General features: G+C 49.0%; 20 protein-coding genes and 1 riboswitch. Of the genes, 15 read left to right on the top strand and 5 right to left on the bottom strand.

The features are described 5' to 3' along the window. Nucleotides 1-40: 40 nt before the first annotated feature. From H164_RS0103040 to H164_RS0103005, 7 genes are all read left to right on the top strand, one after another. A complete protein-coding gene (locus H164_RS0103040) occupies nt 41-490 on the top strand; it encodes an HU family DNA-binding protein (RefSeq protein ID WP_008563852.1) in 450 nt (149 codons plus the stop codon). A 515-nt stretch (nt 491-1,005) separates the two neighbouring features. After that, nucleotides 1,006-1,192: riboswitch (cobalamin riboswitch) on the top strand. Between the two features lie 51 nt (nt 1,193-1,243). Continuing rightward, a complete protein-coding gene (locus H164_RS0103035) occupies nt 1,244-3,235 on the top strand; it encodes a TonB-dependent receptor plug domain-containing protein (RefSeq protein ID WP_025829690.1) in 1,992 nt (663 codons plus the stop codon). Between the two features lie 20 nt (nt 3,236-3,255). Then, on the top strand, nt 3,256-4,374 hold the full coding sequence (locus H164_RS0103030) for a YncE family protein (RefSeq protein ID WP_019967250.1): 1,119 nt from the start codon (nt 3,256-3,258) through the stop codon (nt 4,372-4,374). Continuing rightward, nucleotides 4,374-5,519 (top strand): ABC transporter substrate-binding protein, encoded by a 1,146-nt coding sequence (locus H164_RS0103025; protein WP_019967249.1) that lies wholly within the window; start codon nt 4,374-4,376, stop codon nt 5,517-5,519. Before H164_RS0103030 ends, H164_RS0103025 begins: the two co-directional genes overlap by 1 nt. 5 nt (nt 5,520-5,524) lie before the next feature. Then, nucleotides 5,525-6,565 carry an iron ABC transporter permease gene (locus H164_RS0103020; protein WP_019967248.1) on the top strand — a complete coding sequence of 347 codons (1,041 nt, stop codon included), beginning with the start codon at nt 5,525-5,527 and terminating at the stop codon, nt 6,563-6,565. Between the two features lie 2 nt (nt 6,566-6,567). Next, entirely contained in the window at nt 6,568-7,068 is a 501-nt protein-coding gene (locus H164_RS0103015; RefSeq protein ID WP_019967247.1) for a cob(I)yrinic acid a,c-diamide adenosyltransferase, read from the top strand. A gap of 566 nt (nt 7,069-7,634) precedes the next feature. Continuing rightward, entirely contained in the window at nt 7,635-8,231 is a 597-nt protein-coding gene (locus H164_RS0103005; protein ID WP_008563861.1) for a hypothetical protein, read from the top strand. 152 nt (nt 8,232-8,383) lie between these two features. Here the strand turns inward: H164_RS0103005 and H164_RS0103000 are convergent, their stop codons facing one another. The 3 genes from H164_RS0103000 to ispE all read right to left on the bottom strand — a co-directional run bounded on the left by H164_RS0103000 (nt 8,384) and on the right by ispE (nt 12,202). After that, nucleotides 8,384-9,958, bottom strand: a complete 1,575-nt coding sequence (locus tag H164_RS0103000; protein WP_019967244.1) for an Rne/Rng family ribonuclease — start codon at nt 9,956-9,958, stop codon at nt 8,384-8,386. A gap of 226 nt (nt 9,959-10,184) precedes the next feature. Further along, on the bottom strand, nt 10,185-10,466 hold the full coding sequence (locus H164_RS0102990) for an HU family DNA-binding protein (RefSeq protein ID WP_019967243.1): 282 nt from the start codon (nt 10,464-10,466) through the stop codon (nt 10,185-10,187). Between the two features lie 896 nt (nt 10,467-11,362). Continuing rightward, nucleotides 11,363-12,202 carry a 4-(cytidine 5'-diphospho)-2-C-methyl-D-erythritol kinase gene (gene ispE, locus H164_RS0102985; RefSeq protein WP_019967242.1) on the bottom strand — a complete coding sequence of 280 codons (840 nt, stop codon included), beginning with the start codon at nt 12,200-12,202 and terminating at the stop codon, nt 11,363-11,365. 101 nt (nt 12,203-12,303) lie between these two features. Between ispE and dnaB the strand changes: the two genes are divergently transcribed. After that, nucleotides 12,304-13,830, top strand: coding sequence for a replicative DNA helicase (gene dnaB / locus H164_RS0102980; protein WP_025829692.1), 1,527 nt, complete (start codon nt 12,304-12,306; stop codon nt 13,828-13,830). Nucleotides 13,831-14,381: 551 nt separating this feature from the next. On the opposite strand, the gene H164_RS16045 is transcribed toward dnaB, so the two are convergent. Next, on the bottom strand, nt 14,382-14,510 hold the full coding sequence (locus H164_RS16045) for a hypothetical protein (RefSeq protein WP_019967239.1): 129 nt from the start codon (nt 14,508-14,510) through the stop codon (nt 14,382-14,384). A gap of 28 nt (nt 14,511-14,538) precedes the next feature. Between H164_RS16045 and H164_RS0102965 the strand changes: the two genes are divergently transcribed. From H164_RS0102965 to leuB, 5 genes are all read left to right on the top strand, one after another. Then, the gene (locus H164_RS0102965) at nt 14,539-16,038 is read left to right on the top strand and encodes a 2-isopropylmalate synthase (RefSeq protein WP_019967238.1); all 1,500 of its coding nucleotides are present in this window, start codon (nt 14,539-14,541) and stop codon (nt 16,036-16,038) included. Between the two features lie 3 nt (nt 16,039-16,041). Beyond that, nucleotides 16,042-17,439, top strand: coding sequence for a 3-isopropylmalate dehydratase large subunit (gene leuC, locus H164_RS0102960; protein WP_019967237.1), 1,398 nt, complete (start codon nt 16,042-16,044; stop codon nt 17,437-17,439). Nucleotides 17,440-17,531: 92 nt separating this feature from the next. Beyond that, a complete protein-coding gene (gene leuD / locus H164_RS0102955; protein ID WP_019967236.1) occupies nt 17,532-18,122 on the top strand; it encodes a 3-isopropylmalate dehydratase small subunit in 591 nt (196 codons plus the stop codon). After that, nucleotides 18,101-19,645: an alpha-isopropylmalate synthase regulatory domain-containing protein gene (locus H164_RS0102950; protein ID WP_019967235.1), complete on the top strand. Its 1,545-nt coding sequence runs from the start codon at nt 18,101-18,103 to the stop codon at nt 19,643-19,645. Before leuD ends, H164_RS0102950 begins: the two co-directional genes overlap by 22 nt. Nucleotides 19,646-19,673: 28 nt before the next feature. Further along, nucleotides 19,674-20,741 (top strand): 3-isopropylmalate dehydrogenase, encoded by a 1,068-nt coding sequence (leuB, locus tag H164_RS0102945; RefSeq protein ID WP_019967234.1) that lies wholly within the window; start codon nt 19,674-19,676, stop codon nt 20,739-20,741. Nucleotides 20,742-21,060: 319 nt separating this feature from the next. Here leuB and H164_RS0102940 read toward each other — a convergent pair whose 3' ends face one another. Continuing rightward, nucleotides 21,061-21,441, bottom strand: coding sequence for a hypothetical protein (locus tag H164_RS0102940; protein WP_019967233.1), 381 nt, complete (start codon nt 21,439-21,441; stop codon nt 21,061-21,063). An 89-nt stretch (nt 21,442-21,530) separates the two neighbouring features. On the opposite strand from H164_RS0102940, the gene lepA reads away from it, so the two are divergent. Next, nucleotides 21,531-23,324, top strand: coding sequence for a translation elongation factor 4 (gene lepA, locus H164_RS0102935; RefSeq protein ID WP_019967232.1), 1,794 nt, complete (start codon nt 21,531-21,533; stop codon nt 23,322-23,324). A 46-nt stretch (nt 23,325-23,370) separates the two neighbouring features. After that, complete coding sequence (locus H164_RS0102930) at nt 23,371-23,967, top strand: Crp/Fnr family transcriptional regulator (RefSeq protein WP_019967231.1); 597 nt, start codon at nt 23,371-23,373, stop codon at nt 23,965-23,967. Nucleotides 23,968-24,130: the final 163 nt, after the last annotated feature.

The raw sequence follows: 24,130 nt of genomic DNA, 5'->3' as shown, positions 1-24,130 counted from the left end.
AGAAAATAACCTTTTATTAATCAATTAAATACAGTGAATTATGATTAACTTCAAAGTTGTATCAAGAGTGCTCGGCATCGGGCCGAAAAAAGGGCAGCGGGCATATTATGCCGAACCCAAGTCGATTACCAAGTTCTCGGCCAACTGGCTCGTGGAACGCATCGTGCGCGAAACATCATTGAGCGAGGGCGACGTGCGTAACGTGCTCGTCACGCTGCGCAACATCTTCATCGAGGTCATCAAGTTGGGTGCCTCGCTCGACCTCGGCGACATTTTTTCCATTCGTACCGCGATACCCTCGAAGATGGAAGCCAAGGAGGAGGATGTGTGCGCCACTTCGCTGAAAAAGCCCCGTGTCATCGTGACGTGGAAGGATTCTATTCGTCAGGCACTGAAGAAGATAGAAGTGGAGGTGGATAACGAGAAACGGAAGGAAGAAAAGAAGAAGAAGAAAAAAGAGGAAGGGGGAATAGGGCAGCACGGGAATTGAAAGCCCAATACCCTAACACCCACTCCCTGACACCCACCCCCGGCCCCTCCCGAAGGGAGGGGAGGCAGAGCTTGCGAGGAATTAGTTTGCACGCTATTTGTGCTCCCCTCCTTCGGAGGGGTTGGGGGAGGTTTCTTGGGGAGGGTGCACGACTTACCTGTATTTAGTCAAAATCAAAATTCACCTTATGATTAACTCGCTTGTCTGTGTGCCCTCCCCGTTTTAATACACACCCGGGAGCCTCACCCAAAAGCCCACCCCCAGCCCCTCCCAAGGGAGGGGAGAATGAAGCCTCTCCCCCAACCCCTCCCCGAAGAGGGAGGGGAGTAAAATGCAAATAGACCTTGAGAACACTTTAGTTCTCAAGGTCTATTTTTGTTTATCATGCATTATTCATCATTGCCATTGCCCGCAAGCTTGGTCTCCCCTCCTTCGGAGGGGTCGGGGGAGGCTTTTGGTAGGGCTTTTGGAGGCTTTTTCCCTCTTTTATTTTGGCCGTTTGAAGTTTTTATCGTAATTTCGCGGTTGCAATCGGTTCAATGTGTGATTGATTAAATGGGAACAGGGTGGAAATCCCTGACAGTCCCGCTGCTGTGAACGATGTTTTGGAAGAAACGAAAGGCCACTGACGGTTGTTATGTCGGGAAGGTGTTTCTTCGTGAGTCGTGAAGTCAGAAGACCTGCCGTTGCAAGTTGATGCTTGGTTGCTTCGAGGAGAGCGACGGAAGCGTAATGAATAGGGTTTGACAAATAATGGATAATCGCATGGCAAGGATTGCGGTTTGCTTGTGGCTTCAACCAATGGCTTGTTGCATGCTGTCTGCCCAGCAGTCGGCAGACAGCTTGCATGTGCATGAACTTCGAGGCGTAGAGGTGTCGGCTCGGCGCGAGACCATGGGGACAGTACCCGTGAGGCAGGTTACGCGGCGAGACATGCTTGACATGGGCATCACTGACATTGCTGATGCGCTACACCGCATGCCGGGCGCGAACCTGCGTGATTATGGCGGTGCAGGTGGCATGAAGACCATCGGTGTGCGGGGCTTCGGTGCGCAGCATACGGGGGTTAGCTATGACGGTGTGCTGTTGAGCGACTGCCAAAGCGGTGCAATCGACGTGTCGCGCTATTCGTTGGACAACGTGGCTTCGTTGCTGTTGGCGGTAGGCGGGAGTAGCGATGTGTTCGTCTCGGCTCGTGAGGCAGCTTCGGTCGCCGTATTCTCCATAGAGACATTGAGAGATGTGCCAAAGGACAAGCGAGCACACATGACGACACAGCTCAAACAAGGTTCGTTCGGCTATGTGAGTCCGTTTGTGCGTTATGTCCATTCATTGAGCGAGCGTGTGACAGTTTCGGCTTTGGGAGAATATGTTTATGCCGAGAATGATTATCCTTTCACCCTGCGCAACGGGATTTACAAGACCCGCGAGCGTCGTGCCAACAGTAGGATGAACAGCGGGCATGGTGAGGTGAACCTCTATTTGCAGACGGGCAGTAGGGGGCGGTTGGACGGTAAACTCTATTATTACGATAACGACCGACAATTGCCGGGCATCGTGAAGTATTATACGAACCTCAGTGGCGAGACGCTGCACGACAGGAATGCTTTTGCACAACTGAACTGGCAGGCACATAGCCCGTCGGGAGTGTGGAGTTGGAAGGCGAAGGGAAAGTTTAATTGGGCTTCGTCAAGCTATCGCGATGCCTATTATCCCGGTGGCGTGATGGATGCCGACTATTGGCAGCGCGAGGCCTATGGCTCCGTGGCCGTGTTGTTCAGACCGGCAGAGGAATGGCTGGTCAGCTATGCTGCCGATTATAGCTTCAACAACTTAAACAGCAGTCTGAAGACCGACGTGCGTCCTTTCAGACATACCGTGCTGCAAACACTGTCGGCAAAATATGTCTTCTCCCGCATCACGTTGCTGGGTAGGCTGTTGTTTTCAGACTATATAAACCGTGCAAGGGTAGGGGCTTCTGCCAAGAACATGCGAAGATGGTCGCCCTCGCTGTCGGTGTCTTATCAACCGTTCGCTGCAGAACACTTCTACATTAGGGCTTCCTATAAGAACATATTCCGTGCACCGACGTTCAACGAAAGCTATTTCTTCCATTATGGCAGTACGGAACTGAATCCCGAACTGACCGACCAGTATAATCTCGGGTTGGCATGGGAGAAACGATGGGAGAATAGGGTAGGGGTACAGCTGACGATAGATGGCTATCTCAATCATGTCAGGGACAAGATAGTTGCTGTGCCCTACAATATGTTTATTTGGACAAATGTGAATGTTGGTAAGGTAGAAATGAAAGGCATTGAAGGTTCTTTGCAAGGAGATTATCGCGTCAGTGCGAAACAATATCTTTCTTTTGCCGGGAGTTACAGCTATCAGCAAGTGAGCAATCATACCGACCGTGAGTCTCCGTATTACGGGAAGCAGATAGCCTATATCCCGTTGCACACGGCGTCGGCTTCTTTGAAGTGGGGCAATCCGTGGGTAGATGTCGTGGTGCATGGGACAGGTGTCAGTAGCCGATGGCCCAATAATGAGCATCACAAAGGAACTAAGTTGGACGGGTATTGGGATATGGGGCTTACGTTCAGCCGAAGCCTTCCTATATATAAAGGTGTACTGTTCTTGCGCGGAGATGTTAAGAATCTGCTTAACCGGCAATATGAAATCGTGGGTAATTATCCTATGCCGGGCATCAGTTATCAGTTAGTAATCAGTTATAATTTTTAATACATTAATACAATAGAAAGATGAAAAAGTATTTATTAAGTTTAGCCGTCCTGCTCGTGGGCGCAGTTTCGTTTACGTCGTGTGATAATGAAGAGGATACGCCGCAGTTGCATCTTGTTACGACCAGCAATGGCGCATTCGTTGTGTGTACAGGAAATATGAGTGGTAAGATAGGTGGCTCCATAAGCTACTTGGATTACAAGAAAGGCAACATGACCAATGATGCATTCATCACGGCAAATGGTCGAGGGCTCGGCGATACGCCCAATGACGGTATTGTTTATGGCAGCAAGGTCTATCTCGTTGTGACGGGAGAGCATACCATTGAAGTCATGGACAAGAACCTGAAGTCGGTGAAACAAATCAAGACGACTGATCTTTTGGGTAAAAAGGAAGGTAATCAGCCCCGCCATATCATTGCCGGTGCTGGTGCCATCTGGGTGACTACCTATGGTGGCTATGTTGCAGTTGTAGATACGGCTACTTTTAAGTTGCGCAAAAGCTATAAGGTGGGTTCCTATCCCGAAGGTCTGGCCGGTAGCGGCAACAATTTGTTCGTGGCCAACTCTGATTATGGCAAAGGCAATGGCACCATCTCTGTAATTAACTTGACCACAGGAAAGGTTGACGACCATAAGATAGAAGGCATAAAGAACCCGCAAGAGATTTATATTGTCAACCATCGTCTCTATGTGTTGGATTGGGGTGGTTATGATGCCAAGTATAACCAGATTGGCGCAGGCTTGAAAATCCTTACTGAAGAGAATGGCAAGCCTGTTGCTAAAGACGTTGTCAAAGATGCAACGGGAGCTGCTTATTACAACGGTGCATTCTATACGATGAATGCCCCCTACGGAGCTTCATCTGTAAGCTACAGTAAATTAGATGTAAACACGCAGTATGTATCTCCTTTGTCCGTAACAATAGATGCAAAGACTTATTCTCCAGCTTCTATCGCCGTTGATCCGGCAACAGGCCACCTTTTCTTCTCTCTGTATAAGAAAGTAGGCGGACATGCGAGTTACACTACGCCTGGCAGTTTGAAAGAATTTGATAACTATGGTAAGGAAGTTCGTTCGGCCGAGATAGGCATAGGGCCGGGCAAGATATTCTTCAATACGCGGATTGACTGGAAGTAATGAAAAAGCTTCTTAGTGTTTTAATAGCGATACTCTTCAGTGTCTTCACTGCTTGCACCAATTCTCAAACGAGGGGTGGTGCAGATGGTGGGGACACTGTCCGTATGGAGAATGCCCGACATCTGACCATTGTCAAATACAAAGGATATACGATTGTGAAGCTGGTTGACCCATGGAAGAAAGGCCGAACGCTCCACACGTATGCCTTGGTACCAAAGGGAAGGACTCGGCTACCGGAAGGACTCGATCCTTCTACCACCATCATACGGACGCCTATCAAGCGGTCTGTCGTTTTTACCACGGTGCTTTGCGGTTTGTTGTATGACCTTCAGGCAGCCGATGCCATCAGTGGGGTGTGTGACCTTAATTATATCAATATCCCCGATATACAAAAGCGTGCAACGATGAAACCGACAGAAGCCCGTCATGTCGCCGACTGTGGAAACAGCATGAGTGCCGATGTCGAGAAAATCATAGACATGAAGCCCGAAGGCCTGCTCATCTCTCCTTTCGAGAACAGCGGAGGCTACGGGAAATTGGAAGACATACATATCCCCATCATCGAGACGGCCGACTATATGGAGGTTTCAGCCTTGGGACGGGCGGAGTGGATGAAGTTCTACGGTATGCTCTATGGGCGCGAACATGAGGCTTTTGCCTTGTTCAATCGAGTGAAGTGCAATTATCAGCAACTAATGAAGAAGGCACGCACGGCTAAGAAGTCGCTGTCGGTCATCACAGAGCAGAAGACGGGCGGCGTATGGTATGTACCGGGTGGGCAGAGCACCATCGGGCAGATGCTCAAAGACGCACGGGCACACTATGCCTTTGCCGACGACCATCAGGCCGGAAGCCTGTCTTTGCCCTTTGAAACGGTCTTGGACAGGGCTGGGCAAAGCGATGTGTGGCTGTTCAAATATAACGGACACCCTGCCACCTTGCAGGAGCTTGCGGCCGAATATTCGGGCTACAGACAGTTCAAGGCATTCCGAACCCGCAATGTTTATGCATGTGATTGCACGCGCAGACCCTATTTCGAGCAAGTGAGCTTCCACCCCGACAGGCTGTTGAGCGACATTATCCAAATCGTCCACCCCGACATTGCCGGCTTTGCACCGATGCAGTACTATGAGCGTTTGAAATAAAAGGCATGGAAACGAAAGCAATAAGACATTGTATCGCCTTGGGCGCAGGCATCCTCTTCCTGTTTGCACTGCATCTGGTCGTGGGTAGCGTAGACATTCCCGCGTCGGCCATTCTGCAAATCATTTTCCCCTCATCGGGCAATGAGGCTGCCGCATCACTGCTCGTCCGGCACCCTTCGTGGAGTTATATCATCATGGAGTCACGACTTCCGCAGGCCTTGACAGCATTGCTCACCGGCTCCTCCTTGGCCGTATGTGGGCTGCTGCTGCAAACGGCCTTTCGCAATCCCTTAGCCGGACCGGGTATCTTCGGCATCACCGGCGGTGCAGGGCTGGGCGTCGCGTTGGTGATGCTCTTCTTGGGTGGGAGCATCATGACCACGATGTTCACGATAAGCGGCTTTGTTGCCATACTGCTTGCCGCATTCACCGGAGCAATGCTCGTGACAGTCCTTCTCTTCTTCTTTTCCTCTGCCGTCAGAAACAGCGTCATACTACTGATTATCGGCATCATGACAGGCTATCTTGCCAATTCAGCCGTCTCCCTGCTCAACTTCTTTGCAACAGATGAGGGCGTGAAGTCCTACATGGTGTGGGGAATGGGCAACTTCGGCGCCGTCTCCATGGCCCACATGCCCGCCTATGCCGCTGCAAACATCGCCGGATTGGCGGCCTCGCTCTTATTGATAAAACCGCTCAACGCCCTGCTCCTTGGCGAACAATATGCCGAGAACCTCGGCATCAACACGCGACTCACGCGGAACCTCCTGCTGCTTGTCACCGGTTGGCTAACGGCCACGACGACGGCCTTTTGTGGTCCCGTGGCCTTCATCGGCCTATCGGTTCCCCACATCGCACGCCTGCTACTGACCACCGACAACCACCGCCTGCTCCTGCCCGCAACGATGCTGTTAGGTGCCGCCGTCGCACTGCTTTGTAATCTCTTGTGCTATCTGCCCGGCGCCGGAGGCATCTTGCCACTCAATGCCGTGACGCCCCTGATAGGCGCACCGGTAATCATATACGTCATCACAAAACGAAGATAAACATGGCCATCTATACCAAGCGCGGCGACATGGGCCGCACCTCATTGCTCGACGGCGAGCGCGTGGCAAAAGACGATATCCGCGTCGAAGCCAACGGGCAGCTCGATGAATTGAACTCGCTCCTCGGCATTGTCACAGCCTCGATGCAGCCCGACGACGTAGAGCTCGCCCGACTGCAAACCATTCAGCGGCTCCTCATGACCGTCATGGGCCTGATTGCCGACGGACGGAACCGACCGTTCGATTATGCTCCCATCGACGACATGACCACGGCGTTGGAGCACTTCATCGACGAGCAATCCGGAAATGACCGTTTCGCCTTTGTCGTTCCCGGCGGAAGTCTTCCCGCAGCGCTCCTGCACTATGCGCGAGCGAAGGCACGCACCTGCGAGCGACGCCTGTGGACGCTCCGGCGCGATTATCCGCTCGACGAACGCGTGATGCGCCTGATGAACCGTCTGAGCGACTATCTGTTCACCTTGGCCGTCGCCCGCCAATCGTAGCCGCTTCCTTGCCGTCGGCCCGTCGCATGGCCGAAGCCTACGGAAGAGGATATGCCGTTTGCATCCCAAGCATGGCATATCCTCTTTTCGTTTTGCTCGTCTCGTCCCTCTTGATGATAGGCAGGCGAGTTATAGCAGGCGTACGAGTTGCACGTCCCAACATGCTCCCTTCCTCTTTATATAGGTGTGCAATACCTTTTATTATAGGTATGCGAGCCCCTTTACATAGGGAGTTCATCTCGAGAGATAGTAGGATATATGGTTTCCCACCATGGTGGGAAAATACCTTTCCTACTATCTGTCGGCAAGGAAACCCTATTCTGTGGCTGTCATATCAGTAGGCTAATGACTCCCGTCATGCTTATTGGAAAGCGATTGTCGTTCAACGATGAGCCTATGTCTATCCCTTTACAGTGGCTTCTTATATGCAATAATTCCTAAAACAGACAAAAAAAACAACGGAAACTTGTGTAATTTGAAAAAAAAGCCTAAATTTGCACGCAAAGTTCGTAAAACTATCGAATGAAATAATAAAAATATCCAAATTTAATAAAATCAGTAAGAAGATGAAAAAGTTTATTTTAACGTTGGCCCTCGTTTGCTCAGCAACAATGGGTTTCGCTTCGTCGGCAGTAGATTCGGCAGAGGTAAAGAAAGTATTCGCTAAAGTTGGTCCGCAGGGGGTCACCTATGACTTCAATGCTGGTGAGACGAAGATTGCGCAGCTGACCCAAGACATCGAGAACTACAAGGCCAAGATGAGCCAGTCTGCAGATAACTACAAGGCTCAGATGAACCAATCCTCTGAGAACTATAAGGCCAAGATGACACAAAGTCAGGAGACAAGCAAGGCCAACTTGGCTAAGGAACAGGATGTCATCAAGGGCAAGATTGCACAGTTGAACCAAGAAATTGAGAATTGCAAGGCGCAGTTGAATCAGGTGAACGAGAAGTATAAGAACCAGATGGCTCAAGAGCAGGACAATTATAAGAACAAGATGGCTCAGGAGCAGGACAACTATAAGAACAAGATGGCTCAGGAGCAGGACAGCTATAAGGCAAAAATTGACGGTGCACGTCAGGCTATCGAAACGCTCCGCAACGAAATGAAGGCCGCTAAGGACGCTATCGTAAAGGCCGGCAAGGTAACACTGATGAAGTAATTTTCTTCGTTTAGAAGTTTTTGGTTATTATTATTGCAAAGGCACATTGATTTTTCGGTGTGCCTTTTTGCATGTCTTCTTCAAACAAAAAACATATCGGGAGGACGTCACAAAGATGTCCTTCCGATAGATTTGTTCTTAAGCGACGTTCTCTACTTGGTTTCTATTTCTTCTTTCATATCGATGAACTCTCCCTTCATGTCGTAAAACTCGTATTGCAGGAATGCAAGTTTCTGCGAAGGAATGATATGTACGCCGAAGCCGTATTTCAGCTGCCATTTGCGTCGAAGGGAGATAAAGCCCTTGTTGATGTAGGCCGCTACATACGGGTGGATATGCAAATAGAATTTCGTGATGCCTATCTTGTTGACAAGGCTGTCAATCTTTCTTTCCAACTGGTCGGTGAAGAGAATGCTCGACCTGATCTTTCCCGTTCCATTGCAAGTGGGGCAGGTCTCTTCGACATTGACGTCCATGGCCGGGCGCACACGCTGGCGCGTGATTTGCATGAGCCCGAACTTGCTCAAAGGAAGGATATTGTGTCTGGCTCTGTCCTTCTGCATGTTTTTGCACATGCGCTCATAAAGCATCTGTCGGTCTTCTGCAAGGTTCATGTCGATGAAGTCGACCACGATGATGCCTCCCATGTCGCGGAGTCGCAGTTGGCGTGCCAACTCGTCGGCCGCACCCAGATTGACGTCCAAGGCGTTAGCTTCCTGTCCGTTTTCCGACCTTGTGCGGTTACCGCTGTTCACGTCAACAACATGTAAGGCCTCGGTGTGCTCTATGATCAAGTAAGCGCCATGCTTATAATTAATGGTCTTACCGAAGCTTGATTTGATTTGTTTCGTAACATTGAAGTTGTCGAAGATAGGCACTTTTCCTGTGTAATGCTTGACGATGTCTGCCTTTTCGGGGGCAATGAGTGTCAGGTAGTGTTTAACTTCGTTATAGGCTTCTTCGTTGTTCACGTAGATGTTTTCGAAACTCGGATTGAATAGGTCTCGCAGCATGGCGATCGCCCTTCCTGTTTCTTCGAATACCAACTGTGGCCTTTTCTGTTGTTTCTGCGTTTTGAGGATAGCATCTTCCCATCGCTTGGTCAAGACATTCATCTCGGTGTCAAGCTCTGCCACCCGCTTTCCTTCGGCAACCGTTCTGACAATGACGCCGCAGTTCTTCGGTTTGATGCTATAGATGAGCTGCTTGAGCCTTGCACGTTCTTCTCCGCTTTTGATTTTTGAGGAGACCGAGACTTTATCTCCGAACGGAATCAAGACGATGAAGCGTCCTGCGAAGGACAATTCGCCTGTCAGACGAGGTCCTTTTGTAGAGATTGGTTCTTTGATGATTTGCACCAAGACCTCTTGGCCCACGGTAAGCACTTGCTGTACGCTGCCATCTTTCTTCAGGTCGGGAAGTTTCTGCGCCTTGCTGAAAGGATAGAGTCTCTTCCTGTCACTGCCTACCTGTTTCAGGTATTTCGTGTAAGAATTGAATTGACTGCCTAAGTCAAGATAGTGGAGAAAAGCGTCGCGTTCATAACCAACATCTACGAAGCAGGCATTAAGTCCCGGCATGAGTTTCTTAACTTTTGCTGCATAGATGTTGCCAACAGAGAAAGAGGCCTGTCGCGGCTCATTCTGATACTCTACGAGTTTTTTGTCTTCTAATAGGGCAATCGAAATCTCTTTGTCTCTTACGTCGATTACAACTTCGCTGGTCATTTTGAAAATCTTTACTTAGTTCTGACTGTTACTACAAAGGGGCATGTCACGCCTCCTTGTGGATTAGTTGACATGCCCCAGAGTCCTTAATAGGCTATCGAGCGATTACTTGCTCTTATGTCTATTCTTGCGCAATCTCTTTTTGCGCTTGTGAGTGGCCATCTTGTGGCCCTTCTTCTTCTTTCCGTTTGGCATGATTTTGAAATTTTATATAATGTTTTGATAGTTATTCGCCTTTCATCTGCTCAACGAATGCTTTTGACGGCTTGAAACTTGGCAAGTCGTGAGCCTCGACCATTATTGTCGTGTTCTTGAGAATATTACGTGCGGTCTTGGCGGCCCGGTGTTTGATGACAAAACTGCCGAAGCCACGGAGGTATACGTTCTCTCTCTCTTCAAGCAGGCTCTTTTTGATGGTTTCCATAAAACTCTCGACAACGACGCCCACGTCTTTCTTGGGAATTCCTGTCGTTGATGCAATCTCATTAATGATGTCTGCCTTTGTCATGTCTGTAAATATAAAATTGAATTCTGATTACTTTAATTTATGTCACCCACTCTTTCGGGTCTGCAAATATACGATTTTTTTAGATGATATGAAAATTTATTGCTGTTTTTTCAATAATACTGTGCAAAAAAATACCCGAAGCAGTTCATTTTCAGTATTCATCATACTGGGAGAGGAGGCGCAACTTCTCCGCTAAGGAGCAGCTCACGGTGAATTGTCGGAACACTTCCGCTCGCTGCTTCTTGTCTTCATTCTCATCTCCATCTTTTGTTGCTTCTCCTTGATATATTATATTATGCGAACTTGGGATAATGATGGTCTTACTGTAAGCCCAAAAAGTACGACCATCCGTAGGCAGGCGATGAAACCTGCAGAGTACACCCTATGCCTGTAGTCGTCCAATCCAAACAAAGTCCTGAAAAGGTGACGGAAGACAGGCAAACGAGAAGTACAGAATTGGGAGGAAAAAGGCGAAATACCTCTTTTTTCCGTATTTTTCTACGCTCTTTATATTCATTTGCTACGATGCCAGTCGAAATTTAATTCGTATGAAAATAATTTACAGTTATAAGTCTTTTCAAACTTACTGCGCACACTTTTGAGATTTACTACGCATTTTTTTGAAATTGTCTTATAAGAGAATTTAAATTGTCTTATAAGCGAATTTGAATTCTCTTATAAGGGAATTTTGACGCTCATAGCACACTGAATATCAGTAAGTTACAAGGGCGGTTTTTTCGACTCTTTTCCGGTTCTCATGGGAATAATAAGATTTGAAAATAATTTACAAAAACTACGTCCGACATTACCTTGCAAGGAGATGTCGGACGCTTGGAATTGTAATCTCAGAAATATGTGAATGCCTTATTGATACATGTGTATGCGGTTTTCTTATGTCAGAGTTTGGCGGTAAAAGTGAAACAGTTTGCAAACGCAGTGTTAAGATGGCATGGTTCTTCCTTGAAGAGGCCGAAAAGACTGCTGCCGCTTCCACTCATGGCAGCATAGACGGCACCAAGTTGGTAAAGTTGCTTTTTGATGGCTGCCAAATCTGGATGACGGTTGAATATAGGCACTTCAAAGTCGTTGATGAGTTCATCTTTCCACGTTTCGATGGGCTGCCTTACGATGTCTCTGCAGCATTTTTCCGGCTTATGGGGAGAGATGTTGGCATAGGCCTCTTTGGTCGAGACGGCTATGTTTGGTTTTACAATCGCAATATGATAGCCGTCCAGATTTCCTTTTGGCCCGTCTGCAGGCATGAGTTCATCGCCTATGCCCGTGGCAAACGAAGGTTCGCTACTGATGAAGAACGCGCAATCGGCTCCTAATCTTGCAGCATAGCGTTCCATTTCGGCCTTGCCGATGTTCAGTCTGAAGCGTTCGTCAAGCAGTCTGATCATGTATGCCGCGTCACTGGAGCCACCACCCAAACCGGCCTCTGACGGAATTTGTTTATAAAGATGGGCGTGGACGCGTGGCAGTTTGTAGTCTTTCGCCAAGAGATTATAGGCTTTGATGACGAGGTTGTCGGCTTCATTGCAGTTTACGACATTCCCGGTCACCTTCAAATCACAATCCACTTCCGAAGGGAATTCTTCTCCCATGTATTTGATTTCGAGCGCATCGCAAAGCGGAACAGGGTAGAAAACCGTCTCAAGGTCATGGTAACCGTTTGGTCGTTGCCCAACGATATTCAGTCCGAGGTTAATCTTGGCGCAAGGAAAAGTAATCATAGTCTGTGTATTGATTTATGTATTGCAAAAATACAAAAAATCCGTTTACCGAGAACTCATATAGACAAAAAATGACTACCTTTGCCGAAAATCTTTTTTTCATGGCAGAGAACAACAGCAATACCCCGCGACATCGCAAGCCGTCGGCTGGCATAGACACCACTTACAGTCACTTGCAACCACAAGCCACCGACATAGAACGTGCCGTCATCGGTGCATTGATGATAGATAAAGACGCATTCTCGCTGATATCAGAGTTCATTCGTCCCGAGACGTTTTATGAGCCTCGCAACCAGAAAATCTATCAGGCCATTCAGAACCTCAATATGAGCGAGCGTCCGGTTGATATCATGACCGTGACGGAGCAACTGAAAGCGGAAGGCACCATTGATGATGTCGGCGGACCAAGCTATTTGCTTGAAATCAGCGACCGTGTAGCTTCGTCTGCCAATGTAGAATATCATGCTCACATTCTTGCCCAAAAGCACCTTGCCCGACAACTGATACAGTTTGCCAGCAGAGTTGAGGAAAAGGCCTTCGATGATACGGTTGACGTCGATTTGTTGATGCAGGAAGCTGAAGGTAGTCTTTTTGAAATCTCTCAAAAGAACATGAAGCAGGATTACACGCAGATTGATCCTATCATTCAGCAGGCAATAGATATTCTGCAGAAAGCATCTGCCGATCCAAGCGGCCTGACGGGTATTCCGACGGGATATACGAAGCTTGACGAGATGACGAGCGGCTGGCAGAAGAGCGATTTGGTGATTATTGCCGGCCGACCTGCCATGGGTAAGACCTCTTTTGCATTGAGTTTGGCCAAGAATATTGCCGTAGATGAGCATGTTCCTATTGCGTTCTTCTCTCTCGAAATGAATAATGTTCAGCTCGTGAATCGCCTTATCTCAAACACTTGTGAGATAGCAGGTGGCAAGATGCTCAACGGTCAGTTGTCGCCAGATGAATGGGATCGGCTCGACAAGCATCTGCCTAAATTGACCGGATCGCCTGTTTATATCGACGATACCCCTGGACTTTCCGTATTCGAACTCCGCACGAAGGCCCGCCGATTGGTGCGCGAAAAAGGAGTAAAAATCATCATGATCGACTATCTTCAGCTGATGAATGCCAACGGAATGAAGTTCGGTAGTCGGCAGGAAGAGGTGTCTACCATCTCACGTTCGCTGAAAGGGCTTGCTAAAGAGCTTGATATTCCTATTCTCGCCTTGTCGCAGTTGAACCGAACGGTAGAGAACCGTGAGGGCCTTGAGGGTAAGCGTCCGCAGCTGAGTGACCTGCGTGAGTCGGGAGCCATAGAGCAAGATGCCGACATGGTACTGTTCGTTCATCGTCCGGAATACTATCATATCTATCAAGACGAGAAAGGTAACGACCTTCATGGCATGGCGCAGGTCATCATTGCCAAGCATCGTAAGGGCGCAACCGGCGACGTTCTCCTTACGTTCAAGGGCGAATTCACCAGCTTCCGTAACCCCGAAGAGTCTTATAACACGGCTTCTGGCGGTGGAGAAATCATCGGTTCCAAAATGAACGGAGGCGATATGCCGCCTATGGATAATCCTTTTGGTCCGCCACCAAGAGACGATAACGGTCCGATGCCTTTTTAAGTCGGTGAAGCTATGCTTCGAATACAAAGCTTCCATGTTTAATTTATTTTAAAGAAAAACTCAAAATAGCGGACAAAAACAGCCGTACGGTCTTTCTGTCTGTTAGCCTTTACCTTTCAATTCTCTTCGCTTTAGCGATTGAAATAAACCATATTGTGTGGTAATATGCATCACTTTGCCGCACAATATGGCTGATATTGAAAGCCGAAATCATTCATTCTGCAATCCATTCCTGCATATTTTACGCGCCATTTCTCCGTTTTATACGAAAAAAGGGAAAGCATATCCCTGCTTTCCCCGACCCAAAGATAATATATTTTGCAGGCGAATGCAAATCGAAAATGAATTAGATTGACAAAAAGGAAGACTGCCACATAATATTAAAGGTAACGGGCTTTGATGCCCGAAACAAAGAAGGCGCATTTTATAATCAACTGAAAGAAATTCAAATAAAAAACTTTTAGTTTCTTTGTTTATCTGAAAAATATCACTATCTTTGCAACCGTAAAGTTAAAAATAATTGGAAAATGAAAGCTACATCTTTGGCTACGCTATGCATCATTATTCGAATTCGACTTCAAAATGAAAGTGGAAGTGATAAGGTGTGTGGCTGATTGAGCCATGGAAAAGTCAGAAGCCTTTCTCACTTCCTTGTAAGTGTGGAAGGCTTTTTTGTTCATTTGCGTTGTAATATAAAACAAATGAGATATGAGTGACAGATTATTTATTTTTGATACCACCCTTCGTGACGGGGAACAAGTGCCCGGTTGCCAGCTGAATACAGTGGAAAAGATTCAAGTGGCCAAGGCTTTGGAGCAGTTGGGAGTCGACGTTATTGAGGCAGGGTTCCCCATTTCGTCTCCCGGAGACTTTCATTCGGTTGTGGAAATATCGAAAGCTGTGACGTGGCCTACCATATGTGCGCTGACACGTGCAGTCGAAAAGGATATCGATTGTGCTGCAGAAGCGTTGCAATATGCCAAGCACAAGCGCATTCATACGGGCATCGGAACCAGCGATTCACATATTAAATATAAGTTCGACTCCACGCGTGAAGAAATCATTGAGCGTGCCGTTGCAGCAGTAAAGTATGCAAAGAAGTTTGTCGAAGACGTGGAGTTCTATGCCGAAGACGCCGGTCGAACGGACAATGAATATCTGGCACGCGTCGTTGAAGCGGTCATCAAGGCTGGTGCAACGGTGGTGAATATCCCTGACACGACAGGTTATTGCCTGCCTGATGAATATGGAAATAAGATCAAGTACCTGATGGAGCATGTCGATGGCATTCATAAAGCGGTACTTTCCACGCATTGTCACAACGATTTAGGCATGGCGACGGCCAACACCTTGCAGGGCGTTCTGAATGGGGCACGCCAAGTTGAAGTGACGGTCAACGGCATTGGGGAGCGGGCAGGTAACACCTCATTGGAAGAGATAGCCATGATATTGAAATGCCATAAGGGACTTGATATCGATACGCACATCAATACCACGAAAATCGTGCCGATATCGCGTTTGGTTTCCAGCCTGATGAACATGCCGGTGCAGCCGAATAAGGCCATTGTAGGGCGCAATGCCTTTGCCCATTCGAGCGGTATTCATCAAGATGGTGTGTTGAAGCATGTACAAACTTATGAAATCATCAACCCGAAAGATGTTGGTGTAGACGACAATGCAATCGTACTGACCGCACGTTCGGGGCGTGCTGCACTGAAATATCGGTTGCATGTCAACGGAGTTGAAATAGAAGACGAAGACAAATTAGATAAAATCTACAAGAAGTTTCTTATCTTAGCTGATAAGAAAAAGGAGGTTACGGATGACGATGTGCTGATGTTGGCGGGTGCTGACATGTCAGAATCCCATAGTGTTAGGCTTGATTATCTGCAAGTAACCACGGGAAAGGGTGTGAAGAGCGTAGCAAGTATAGGCTTGGATATTGCAGGGCAGAAGTTTGAAGAGGCTTCTTCGGGCAATGGTCCTGTAGATGCAGCCATTCGCGCCTTGAAGAAAATCATTCATAAGCAGATGTCATTGAAAGAATTTACCATTCAAGCGATAGACAAAGGCTCTGACGACGTGGGCAAAGTGCACATGCAGGTGGAGTACGATGGCCATGTTTACTATGGTTTCGGTGCAGATACCGACATTGTTACGGCCAGTGTGGAGGCCTATATAGACTGTATCAACAAATTTAGAAACTAAGATATGAATACGTTGTTCGACAAAATTTGGGACAAGCATGTTGTTCAGGTCGTTGAAGACGGGCCGACGCAGCTGTATATCGACCGCTTGTATTGTCATGAAGTGACTTCTCCGCAGGCTTTTGCCGGCATGAGAGCACGCGGATTGAAGTGTTTCCGTCCCCAACAGATATTCTGTATGCCCGATCATAATACCCCGACCCATGATCAGGATAAGCCCGTTGATGACCCCGTCTCAAGGAAACAGCTTGACACCTTGGACAAGAATTGTGAGGAATTCAGCCTGACCGAGTTCAAGATGAACTCAAAAGACAATGGCATCATCCATGTGGTCGGACCAGAGAAAGGCCTGTCCTTGCCGGGAATGACAATCGTCTGCGGAGACTCTCACACCTCTACACACGGTGCAATGGGGGCGGTTGCCTTTGGTATAGGAACGTCTGAGGTTGAGATGGTGATGGCTTCCCAGTGCATACTTCAACAGAAACCGAAAAGCATGCGCATCAATATCAATGGCAAGTTGCAGCCGGGTGTGGTTGCAAAAGACGTAGCCTTGTATTTGATGAGTAGGCTTACGACAAGCGGTGCAACGGGATATTTCGTGGAATATAGCGGCGATGTGGTTCGCAATATGAGCATGGAAGGTCGACTGACGCTTTGCAATCTGTCTATCGAAATGGGTGCCCGTGGAGGTTTTATTGCCCCCGACGAGACTACGTTTGCATACATCAAGGGGCGGGAATATGCTCCGAAAGGCAAAGAATGGGACAGGGCGATTGCCTATTGGAGGACATTGAGAAGCGGAGACGATGCCGTGTTTGATAAAGAACTCTGTTTTGATGCTGCCGATATAGCCCCGCGTATCACCTATGGAACTAACCCGGGCATGGGGATTGCCATAGATGAGTGCATACCGTCATTGGATATGATTGATGAACGTGAGCAGGCTTCTTTCAAGAAGAGCTTGGCTTACATGGGATTTCAACCCGGAGAGAAGTTGCTCGGTCGTGCAGTTGATTACGTTTTCTTGGGTGCGTGTACCAACGGACGCATAGAAGACTTTCGAGCTTTTGCAAGTATCGTCAAGGGAAAGCGTAAAGCTGATGGCATTACGGCATGGTTGGTTCCCGGTTCTTGGCTTGTAGACCGGCAGATACGCGAAGAAGGTATTGATAAGGTTGTCGAGGCGGCTGGCTTTGTCATTCGGCAGCCCGGCTGTTCGGCCTGTCTGGCAATGAACGATGACAAGATTCCTGCAGGAAAGTATGCCGTGTCAACCAGTAACCGTAACTTCGAGGGGCGGCAAGGCCCCGGCTCACGTACGATACTTGCATCGCCGCTTGTTGCCGCTGCTGCCGCTATCACGGGCAAGATAACCGATCCGCGTACCCTTTGCATGTAGTCCTACTTTACATCACATGTAGTCCTACTTTACATTGCGTGTAGTCCTACTTTACATCGCATGTAGTCCTACTTTACACTAATTGATTTGTTATGAAACAGAAATTCGACGTTATTACCTCAACATGCATTCCTTTGCCATTGGAGAATGTGGACACTGACCAGATTATACCGGCCCGTTTCTTAAAGGCAACAGACAAGGAAGGCTTTGGAGAGAACCTTTTTAGGGATTGGAGATATAATAAAGATGGTTCCGTGAAGAAGGATTTCGTACTCAATGATCCGTCTTATAGCGGTGTTATCCTTGTTGCTGGAAAGAACTTCGGCTCGGGTTCTTCACGTGAACACGCCGCTTGGGCCATTGCAAGCTACGGCTTCCGAGTCGTCATTAGCTCTTTCTTTGCTGATATTCATAAGAACAACGAGTTGAACAACTTTGTGCTTCCGGTCGTTGTTTCTGAAGGCTTCCTGCAAGAACTGTTCGAAAGCATAGCCGATAACCATGGGACAGAGGTCAAGGTTGACCTTCCCAATCAAACGGTAACCAACCTTGCAACAGGCAAGAGCGAGCATTTTGAAATCAACGGTTACAAGAAGCATTGCCTGATGAACGGGCTTGATGATGTTGATTTTCTTGTGCAGAATCGGAATAAAGTAGAAGCATGGGAGCAGGCAAACAGATAGAAATCATGGATTGCACGTTGCGCGATGGCGAACAGACCAACGGCGTGTCTTTCCTTCCCCACGAGAAGTTGGTCATTGCCCGTGCCTTGCTGTCTGACGTCAAAGTGGATAGGATAGAAGTTGCCTCAGCCCGTGTGTCCGAAGGAGAGAAGGAGGCGGTAAGAATGATTTGCCGTTTTGCCAAGGCCAACCGGTTGCTTCATAAGATAGAGGTGCTCGGCTTCGTCGATGGCAAGCAATCCGTGGATTGGATTAGCGCATGTGGCTGTCAGGTCATCAATCTGCTGGCCAAAGGCAGTCTGAAACATTGCGCTTTGCAGCTGAAGAAGACCCCTCAAGAACATATTGCCGACATATTAAGCGTGCTGTCGTATGCCGAAGCGCAGGGAGTCAAGGTCAATCTTTACTTAGAAGACTGGTCTTCGGGCATGAAGGATTCCCCAGACTACGTGTTTCAGCTGATGGATGCCCTGCATGACAAGCCCGTCTTGCGCTTCATGCTGCCCGACACCTTGGGCATTCTCACGCCTCACCAGACAGAAACGTATATGGGAATGATGACCCGGCGATACCCCGACTGCCATTTCGACTTCCATGCACACAACGATTACGACCTTGCCGTGGCCAATTCCCTTGCTGCCGTCAAGGCCGGGGCCCGCGGGTTGCACGTGACGGTCAACGGATTAGGCGAGCGTTGCGGTAATGCTCCGCTGTCTTCCGTTCATGTGGTATTGAAAGACATGTGCCACATGGCCACGCCTATCGACGAATGTTCCTTGGTAGACGTCACGCATCTGGTGGAGGGCTATAGCGGCATAGCCGTTTCTCCGAACACACCGGTCGTGGGCGACAATGTCTTCACGCAGGTGGCCGGTGTGCATGCCGACGGCGACAACAAAGACAAGCTCTACTGCAATGAACTTGCCCCCGAACGCTTCGGACGCCATCGCGAGTATGCCTTGGGAAAGAACTCGGGCAAGGCCAATATCATTCAGAACCTAAACGAGCTGGGCTTGGAACTTACGCCCGAACAGACCAAGGCCGTGACGAAACGCATCACGCAGCTGGGCGACAGAAAAGAACTCGTCACGCAGGACGACCTGCCCTACATTGTTTCCGACGTGCTGAAGCACAACACGCCCAACGAAGTCGTCAAACTCTTGAGCTACATGGTTTCCACGTCCTATGGTCTCAGGCCTATCGCGAGCCTCAAAATCTCTGTTCACGGAACGGTTTATGAGGAAGATGCTTCGGGCGACGGACAGTATGATGCCTTCGTAAAGGCTTTGCGAAAGATATACAAGCACAGGCTGAACCGCGTGTTCCCGCTCTTGGAGAACTATCAGGTGAGCATTCCGCCGGGAGGAAGGACCGATGCTTTGGTGCAGACAATCATCACATGGAGGCGGGAAGACGGGCGGATATTTCGCACCCGCGGCCTTGATGCCGACCAAACCGAGGCTGCCATCAAGGCAACCATCAAGATGTTGAACATCATCGAGGCACCGGAACAAGAGAATTGAGTTCTTAACAAATAACAATAGAAATACGATGAAATTAAAAATTGCAGTACTGGCCGGTGACGGTATCGGGCCGGAGATTATGAAGCAGGGTGTGGCCGCATTGGATGCTGTCGCAAAGAGGTTCGGCCATCAATTCATTTATCAGGAGGCCGTTTGCGGCGCTCATGCCATCGACGAAGTGGGCGACCCTTTCCCCGAAGAGACGTTCAAGGTCTGCATGAATGCCGACGCCATTTTGTTTGCCGCTGTGGGCGACCCGCGCTTCGACAACGACCCAACGGCCAAGGTGCGCCCTGAGCAAGGCCTGCTGGCCATGCGCAAGAAGCTCGGCCTGTTTGCCAACGTGCGCCCCGTTGCCACGTTCGATTGCCTGCTCCACAAGAGCCCGCTCAAAGAAGAACTGCTGAAGGGTGCCGACTTCGTCGTCATTCGCGAACTCACGGGCGGCATGTATTTCGGCGAGAAATATCAGGACAACGACAAGGCCTACGACACCGATATCTATACCCGTCCCGAGATAGAACGCATCTTAAAAGTTGCCTTCGAAACGGCCATGAAGCGGCGCAAGCATCTGACGGTGGTAGACAAGGCCAACGTGCTGGCATCGAGTCGGCTGTGGCGGCAGATTGCCAAAGAGATGGAACCGCAATACCCCGCGGTGACGACCGATTACATGTTCATCGACAATGCCGCGATGCGCGTGCTGACGGAGCCGACGTTCTTCGATGTCATTGTGACGGAGAACACGTTCGGCGACATTCTCACCGACGAGACGAGTTGCATCACCGGCTCCATGGGGCTGCAGCCCTCGGCAAGCCTTGGCGAGCATACGCCGCTCTTCGAACCGGTGCATGGCAGTTGGCCACAGGCGGCCGGCAAGAACCTTGCCAACCCCGTGGCACAGATACTCTCGGCCGCCATGCTGTTGGAACATTTTGGGCTGAACGATGAGGGCGCATGCATACGCCGGGCGGTCGATGCCTCGTTGGAGGCGAACGTGCGCACGCCCGAAATACAAGTAGCCGGTGGGCCGGACTACGGTACGGTGGAAGTGGGTCGCTGGATAGCCGATTACATCACGAGGGCCGAATCTTGACAAGTATAGGAACTTGGGCAATGTAGGGACGCACGGCTCGTGCGTCCGCTCAGGCCAAGACCTTGACAAGTATAGGACTTGTGCCCCACAAGTATAGGACTTGTAGTCGACAAGTATAGGACTTGTCATTGACGGAAGTATAAGTCGTGCCCCACGGAAGTATAAGTCGTACTCAACGGAAGTATGAGCCGTAGTTGACAAAAGTATATATTGTAGTTGACGAAAGTATATATTGTACTCGACGAAAGTACATATTGTCATAAGGCACTCCTATCGGGCGGAGTGCCTTCATTGATGGAAAAAGGGTCGGTGGAAATGATTAGAATGCCTCTTGAAACAAGACTTTCTTGGGCGCTTTATCCGAATGAACAACATATTTGAAATGGATACCCGCCTCGCGATAGGTCTTGATGCCCGTGTCGTTGAGCAAGCCTTCGCGGAGTCCGTCGGAAATCTTTTGCTTGTTGGCATCGACAATCTTGGCATCATCCATTTTATCGGTGAACGAACAATAGTAAATCAGCGTGTTCGTGGCCTTGTCGAACACAAGACTGTCCGTGCGCGTGAAGTTGACAACCGGGGTGGGGCACACCTTCTGCGTGTATTCTTGGGCTTCGCGCTCGGCCCGCTCTTCAATCGTTTCGTGATGACATGCCGAGAGTGACAGCAGGGCAAGTACGGAAAATAATATCTTTTTCATCTTGACAAAATGCTTTTATTTTGTGCAAAGATACTAAATAATCAGAGAAAAAACACTATCTTTGTATCTCAAAAATGGATAATCATCAAATGGACACGATAAGCAACATTCGGAATTTTTGTATCATCGCCCACATCGACCATGGAAAGTCTACGCTGGCAGACCGCTTGCTGGAAAAGACGCAGACCATTCAAATCACCGAGGGGCAGATGCTCGACAATATGGATTTGGAGCGTGAGCGCGGCATCACCATCAAGAGCCATGCCATTCAGATGAACTACAAGTCTGCCGACGGAAAAGACTACATACTCAACTTGATAGACACTCCGGGGCACGTGGACTTCTCTTACGAGGTGTCGCGCTCGATTGCCGCCTGCGAAGGTGCATTGCTTGTCGTAGACGCTACGCAGGGCGTTCAGGCACAAACCATTTCTAATCTCTACATGGCCATTGACCACGACTTGGAGATTATCCCCATTATCAACAAGATTGACATGCCGAATGCCATGCCCGATGAGGTGGAGGATGAGATTGTTGAGCTAATCGGCTGCGAACGTAAAGACATCATACGTGCCTCTGGAAAAACGGGGCAAGGCGTGGAAAGTATTCTCGAAGCAGTCGTCGAAAGGATTCCCGCTCCCGTTGGCGATAGGAAAGCGCCTGCGCAGGCACTGATTTTTGACTCGATATTCAATAGCTTCCGCGGTGTCATCGTACTTTGCAAAGTGTTGAACGGGAGCATCAGGAAGGGTGAGAAAGTGAAGTTCTTCAACACCGACATGGAATATAATGCCGACGAAGTGGGCGTGCTGAAGATGGACATGATGCCGAAGCCGGAGCTTACCACAGGCGAGGTAGGCTATATCATCAGCGGCATCAAGACGGCCACCGAGGTAAAGGTGGGCGACACGGTTACTTCTGTGGCTAATCCTTGCAGGCAGGCCATCGAAGGTTTTCAGGAAGTGAAGCCGATGGTGTTTGCCGGCGTCTATCCGATAGACCCCAACGACTATGAAAGTCTGCGCGCTTCATTGGAGAAGCTCCAGCTGAACGATGCCTCGCTGACGTTCACGCCGGAGAGTTCCATCGCCTTGGGCTTCGGCTTCCGATGCGGCTTCCTCGGACTGCTCCACATGGAAATCATTCAGGAGCGGCTCGACCGCGAATTCAACATGGACGTGATAACCACGGTGCCCAACGTTTCCTATAACGTGTATGACAAGCAGGGGAACATGAAGGAGGTGCATAATCCCTCGGGGTTGCCTGAGCAGCCGCTCATCGACCATATCGAAGAGCCTTATATCCATGCAACCATCATCACAGCTGCCGACTATATCGGCCCGATCATGACGCTATGCCTCGACAAGCGGGGCGAGCTGATTAAACAGGAGTATGTGACCGGCAACCGTGTGGAGCTGCACTTTATGATTCCGCTTGGCGAAATCGTAATCGATTTCTACGACAAACTGAAAAGTATCTCGAAGGGCTATGCCTCGTTCGATTATCATATAGACTCTTTCCGTCCTTCCAAATTGGCAAAGCTGGACATCCTACTCAACGGCGAGCCGGTAGACGCCCTCTCGACACTGACACACGAAAGCAATGCTGTGGTCTTCGGCCGGCGAATGTGTGAAAAGCTCAAGGAACTTATACCCCGACAGCAGTTCGACATCGCTATTCAAGCAGCTATCGGTGCAAAAATCATCGCCCGCGAAACCGTGAAGCAGGTACGCAAAGACGTCACGGCGAAGTGCTACGGAGGCGATGTGAGCCGCAAACGCAAGCTACTTGAGAAACAGAAGCAAGGCAAAAAACGCATGAAACAGGTGGGCAATGTGCAGGTGCCGCAAAAAGCCTTCCTTGCCGTGCTGAAACTGGATTAGTAAGAGAATAGGATCATAAAACAATAAACATTTAAGGAGACCGAATATGAAAGAACCGATAAACACACCACGTGATATAGCCCGCGAGCTTGCACGCAAATACAGTACGATGACGCATGACGAACTGGACGTATTAGAGAGCGTCCTCGTTCCCATGAAGTTTGCCAAAGGAAAAATGATACTCGAAGAGGGAGAGGTATGCGAGAATATCTATTATTTGGACAAAGGACTCATTCGCCAGTTCTATTTCAAGAACGGCAAAGAGGTGACCGAGCATCTCGGCTCTGACCGTTCGATTTTCATGTGTATCGAGAGCCTTTTCCGCGAAACACCTTCCTTTCTTCAAGTGGAAGCGATCGAGTCCTGCCAGATTTACGCGTTGCCAAAGCACCGATTGGAGCAGGTTGCTCTTCATAATGTGAACATTCAGATACTTTATCGCAAGATTCTGGAAGAAAGCCTTATTCTTTCTCAGGTGCATGCCGATTTGGTGCGTTTCGAGACCGCCGGAGACCGATATAAGAAGATGTGTAAGCTCATGCCTCAGGTAGTTCTTCGGGCACCCTTGGTTTATATTGCCAGTTATCTGCAGATGACGCCCGAGACATTGAGTCGCGTCAGGGCTACGACATTGCTCGAATGACTAAAATGCCTAACTCTTGATCGGCAAGAAGTTGGACGTGTGGTATTATGGTTTTGCGGACAGTAATATTACGAAAGCGGTCTTTTTAGCTTTCTTTATGGAAAGTCTTTGCTTTTTTTGAGGGGGAGGACGTAAAGTCCATTCCAAACTTCTCGTGTAAGAC

Origin of the sequence: Segatella maculosa DSM 19339 = JCM 15638 (assembly GCF_000382385.1) — a bacterium.
Taxonomy (GTDB): Bacteria; Bacteroidota; Bacteroidia; order Bacteroidales; family Bacteroidaceae; genus Prevotella; species Prevotella maculosa.
Note: the sequence above shows the minus strand (reverse complement) of the source record. Positions and strands in the feature narration are given on the sequence as shown.

What these genes read in the sequence shown, in the direction of transcription:
- H164_RS0103040 (WP_008563852.1), top strand. Translation starts at nt 41, where the DNA reads ATGATTAACTTCAAAGTTGTATCAAGAGTGCTCGGCATCGGGCCGAAA.
- H164_RS0103035 (WP_025829690.1), top strand. Translation starts at nt 1,244, where the DNA reads ATGGATAATCGCATGGCAAGGATTGCGGTTTGCTTGTGGCTTCAACCA.
- H164_RS0103030 (WP_019967250.1), top strand. Translation starts at nt 3,256, where the DNA reads ATGAAAAAGTATTTATTAAGTTTAGCCGTCCTGCTCGTGGGCGCAGTT.
- H164_RS0103025 (WP_019967249.1), top strand. Translation starts at nt 4,374, where the DNA reads ATGAAAAAGCTTCTTAGTGTTTTAATAGCGATACTCTTCAGTGTCTTC.
- H164_RS0103020 (WP_019967248.1), top strand. Translation starts at nt 5,525, where the DNA reads ATGGAAACGAAAGCAATAAGACATTGTATCGCCTTGGGCGCAGGCATC.
- H164_RS0103015 (WP_019967247.1), top strand. Translation starts at nt 6,568, where the DNA reads ATGGCCATCTATACCAAGCGCGGCGACATGGGCCGCACCTCATTGCTC.
- H164_RS0103005 (WP_008563861.1), top strand. Translation starts at nt 7,635, where the DNA reads ATGAAAAAGTTTATTTTAACGTTGGCCCTCGTTTGCTCAGCAACAATG.
- H164_RS0103000 (WP_019967244.1), bottom strand. Translation starts at nt 9,958, where the DNA reads ATGACCAGCGAAGTTGTAATCGACGTAAGAGACAAAGAGATTTCGATT.
- H164_RS0102990 (WP_019967243.1), bottom strand. Translation starts at nt 10,466, where the DNA reads ATGACAAAGGCAGACATCATTAATGAGATTGCATCAACGACAGGAATT.
- ispE (WP_019967242.1), bottom strand. Translation starts at nt 12,202, where the DNA reads ATGATTACTTTTCCTTGCGCCAAGATTAACCTCGGACTGAATATCGTT.
- dnaB (WP_025829692.1), top strand. Translation starts at nt 12,304, where the DNA reads ATGGCAGAGAACAACAGCAATACCCCGCGACATCGCAAGCCGTCGGCT.
- H164_RS16045 (WP_019967239.1), bottom strand. Translation starts at nt 14,510, where the DNA reads ATGAACAAAAAAGCCTTCCACACTTACAAGGAAGTGAGAAAGGCTTCT.
- H164_RS0102965 (WP_019967238.1), top strand. Translation starts at nt 14,539, where the DNA reads ATGAGTGACAGATTATTTATTTTTGATACCACCCTTCGTGACGGGGAA.
- leuC (WP_019967237.1), top strand. Translation starts at nt 16,042, where the DNA reads ATGAATACGTTGTTCGACAAAATTTGGGACAAGCATGTTGTTCAGGTC.
- leuD (WP_019967236.1), top strand. Translation starts at nt 17,532, where the DNA reads ATGAAACAGAAATTCGACGTTATTACCTCAACATGCATTCCTTTGCCA.
- H164_RS0102950 (WP_019967235.1), top strand. Translation starts at nt 18,101, where the DNA reads ATGGGAGCAGGCAAACAGATAGAAATCATGGATTGCACGTTGCGCGAT.
- leuB (WP_019967234.1), top strand. Translation starts at nt 19,674, where the DNA reads ATGAAATTAAAAATTGCAGTACTGGCCGGTGACGGTATCGGGCCGGAG.
- H164_RS0102940 (WP_019967233.1), bottom strand. Translation starts at nt 21,441, where the DNA reads ATGAAAAAGATATTATTTTCCGTACTTGCCCTGCTGTCACTCTCGGCA.
- lepA (WP_019967232.1), top strand. Translation starts at nt 21,531, where the DNA reads ATGGACACGATAAGCAACATTCGGAATTTTTGTATCATCGCCCACATC.
- H164_RS0102930 (WP_019967231.1), top strand. Translation starts at nt 23,371, where the DNA reads ATGAAAGAACCGATAAACACACCACGTGATATAGCCCGCGAGCTTGCA.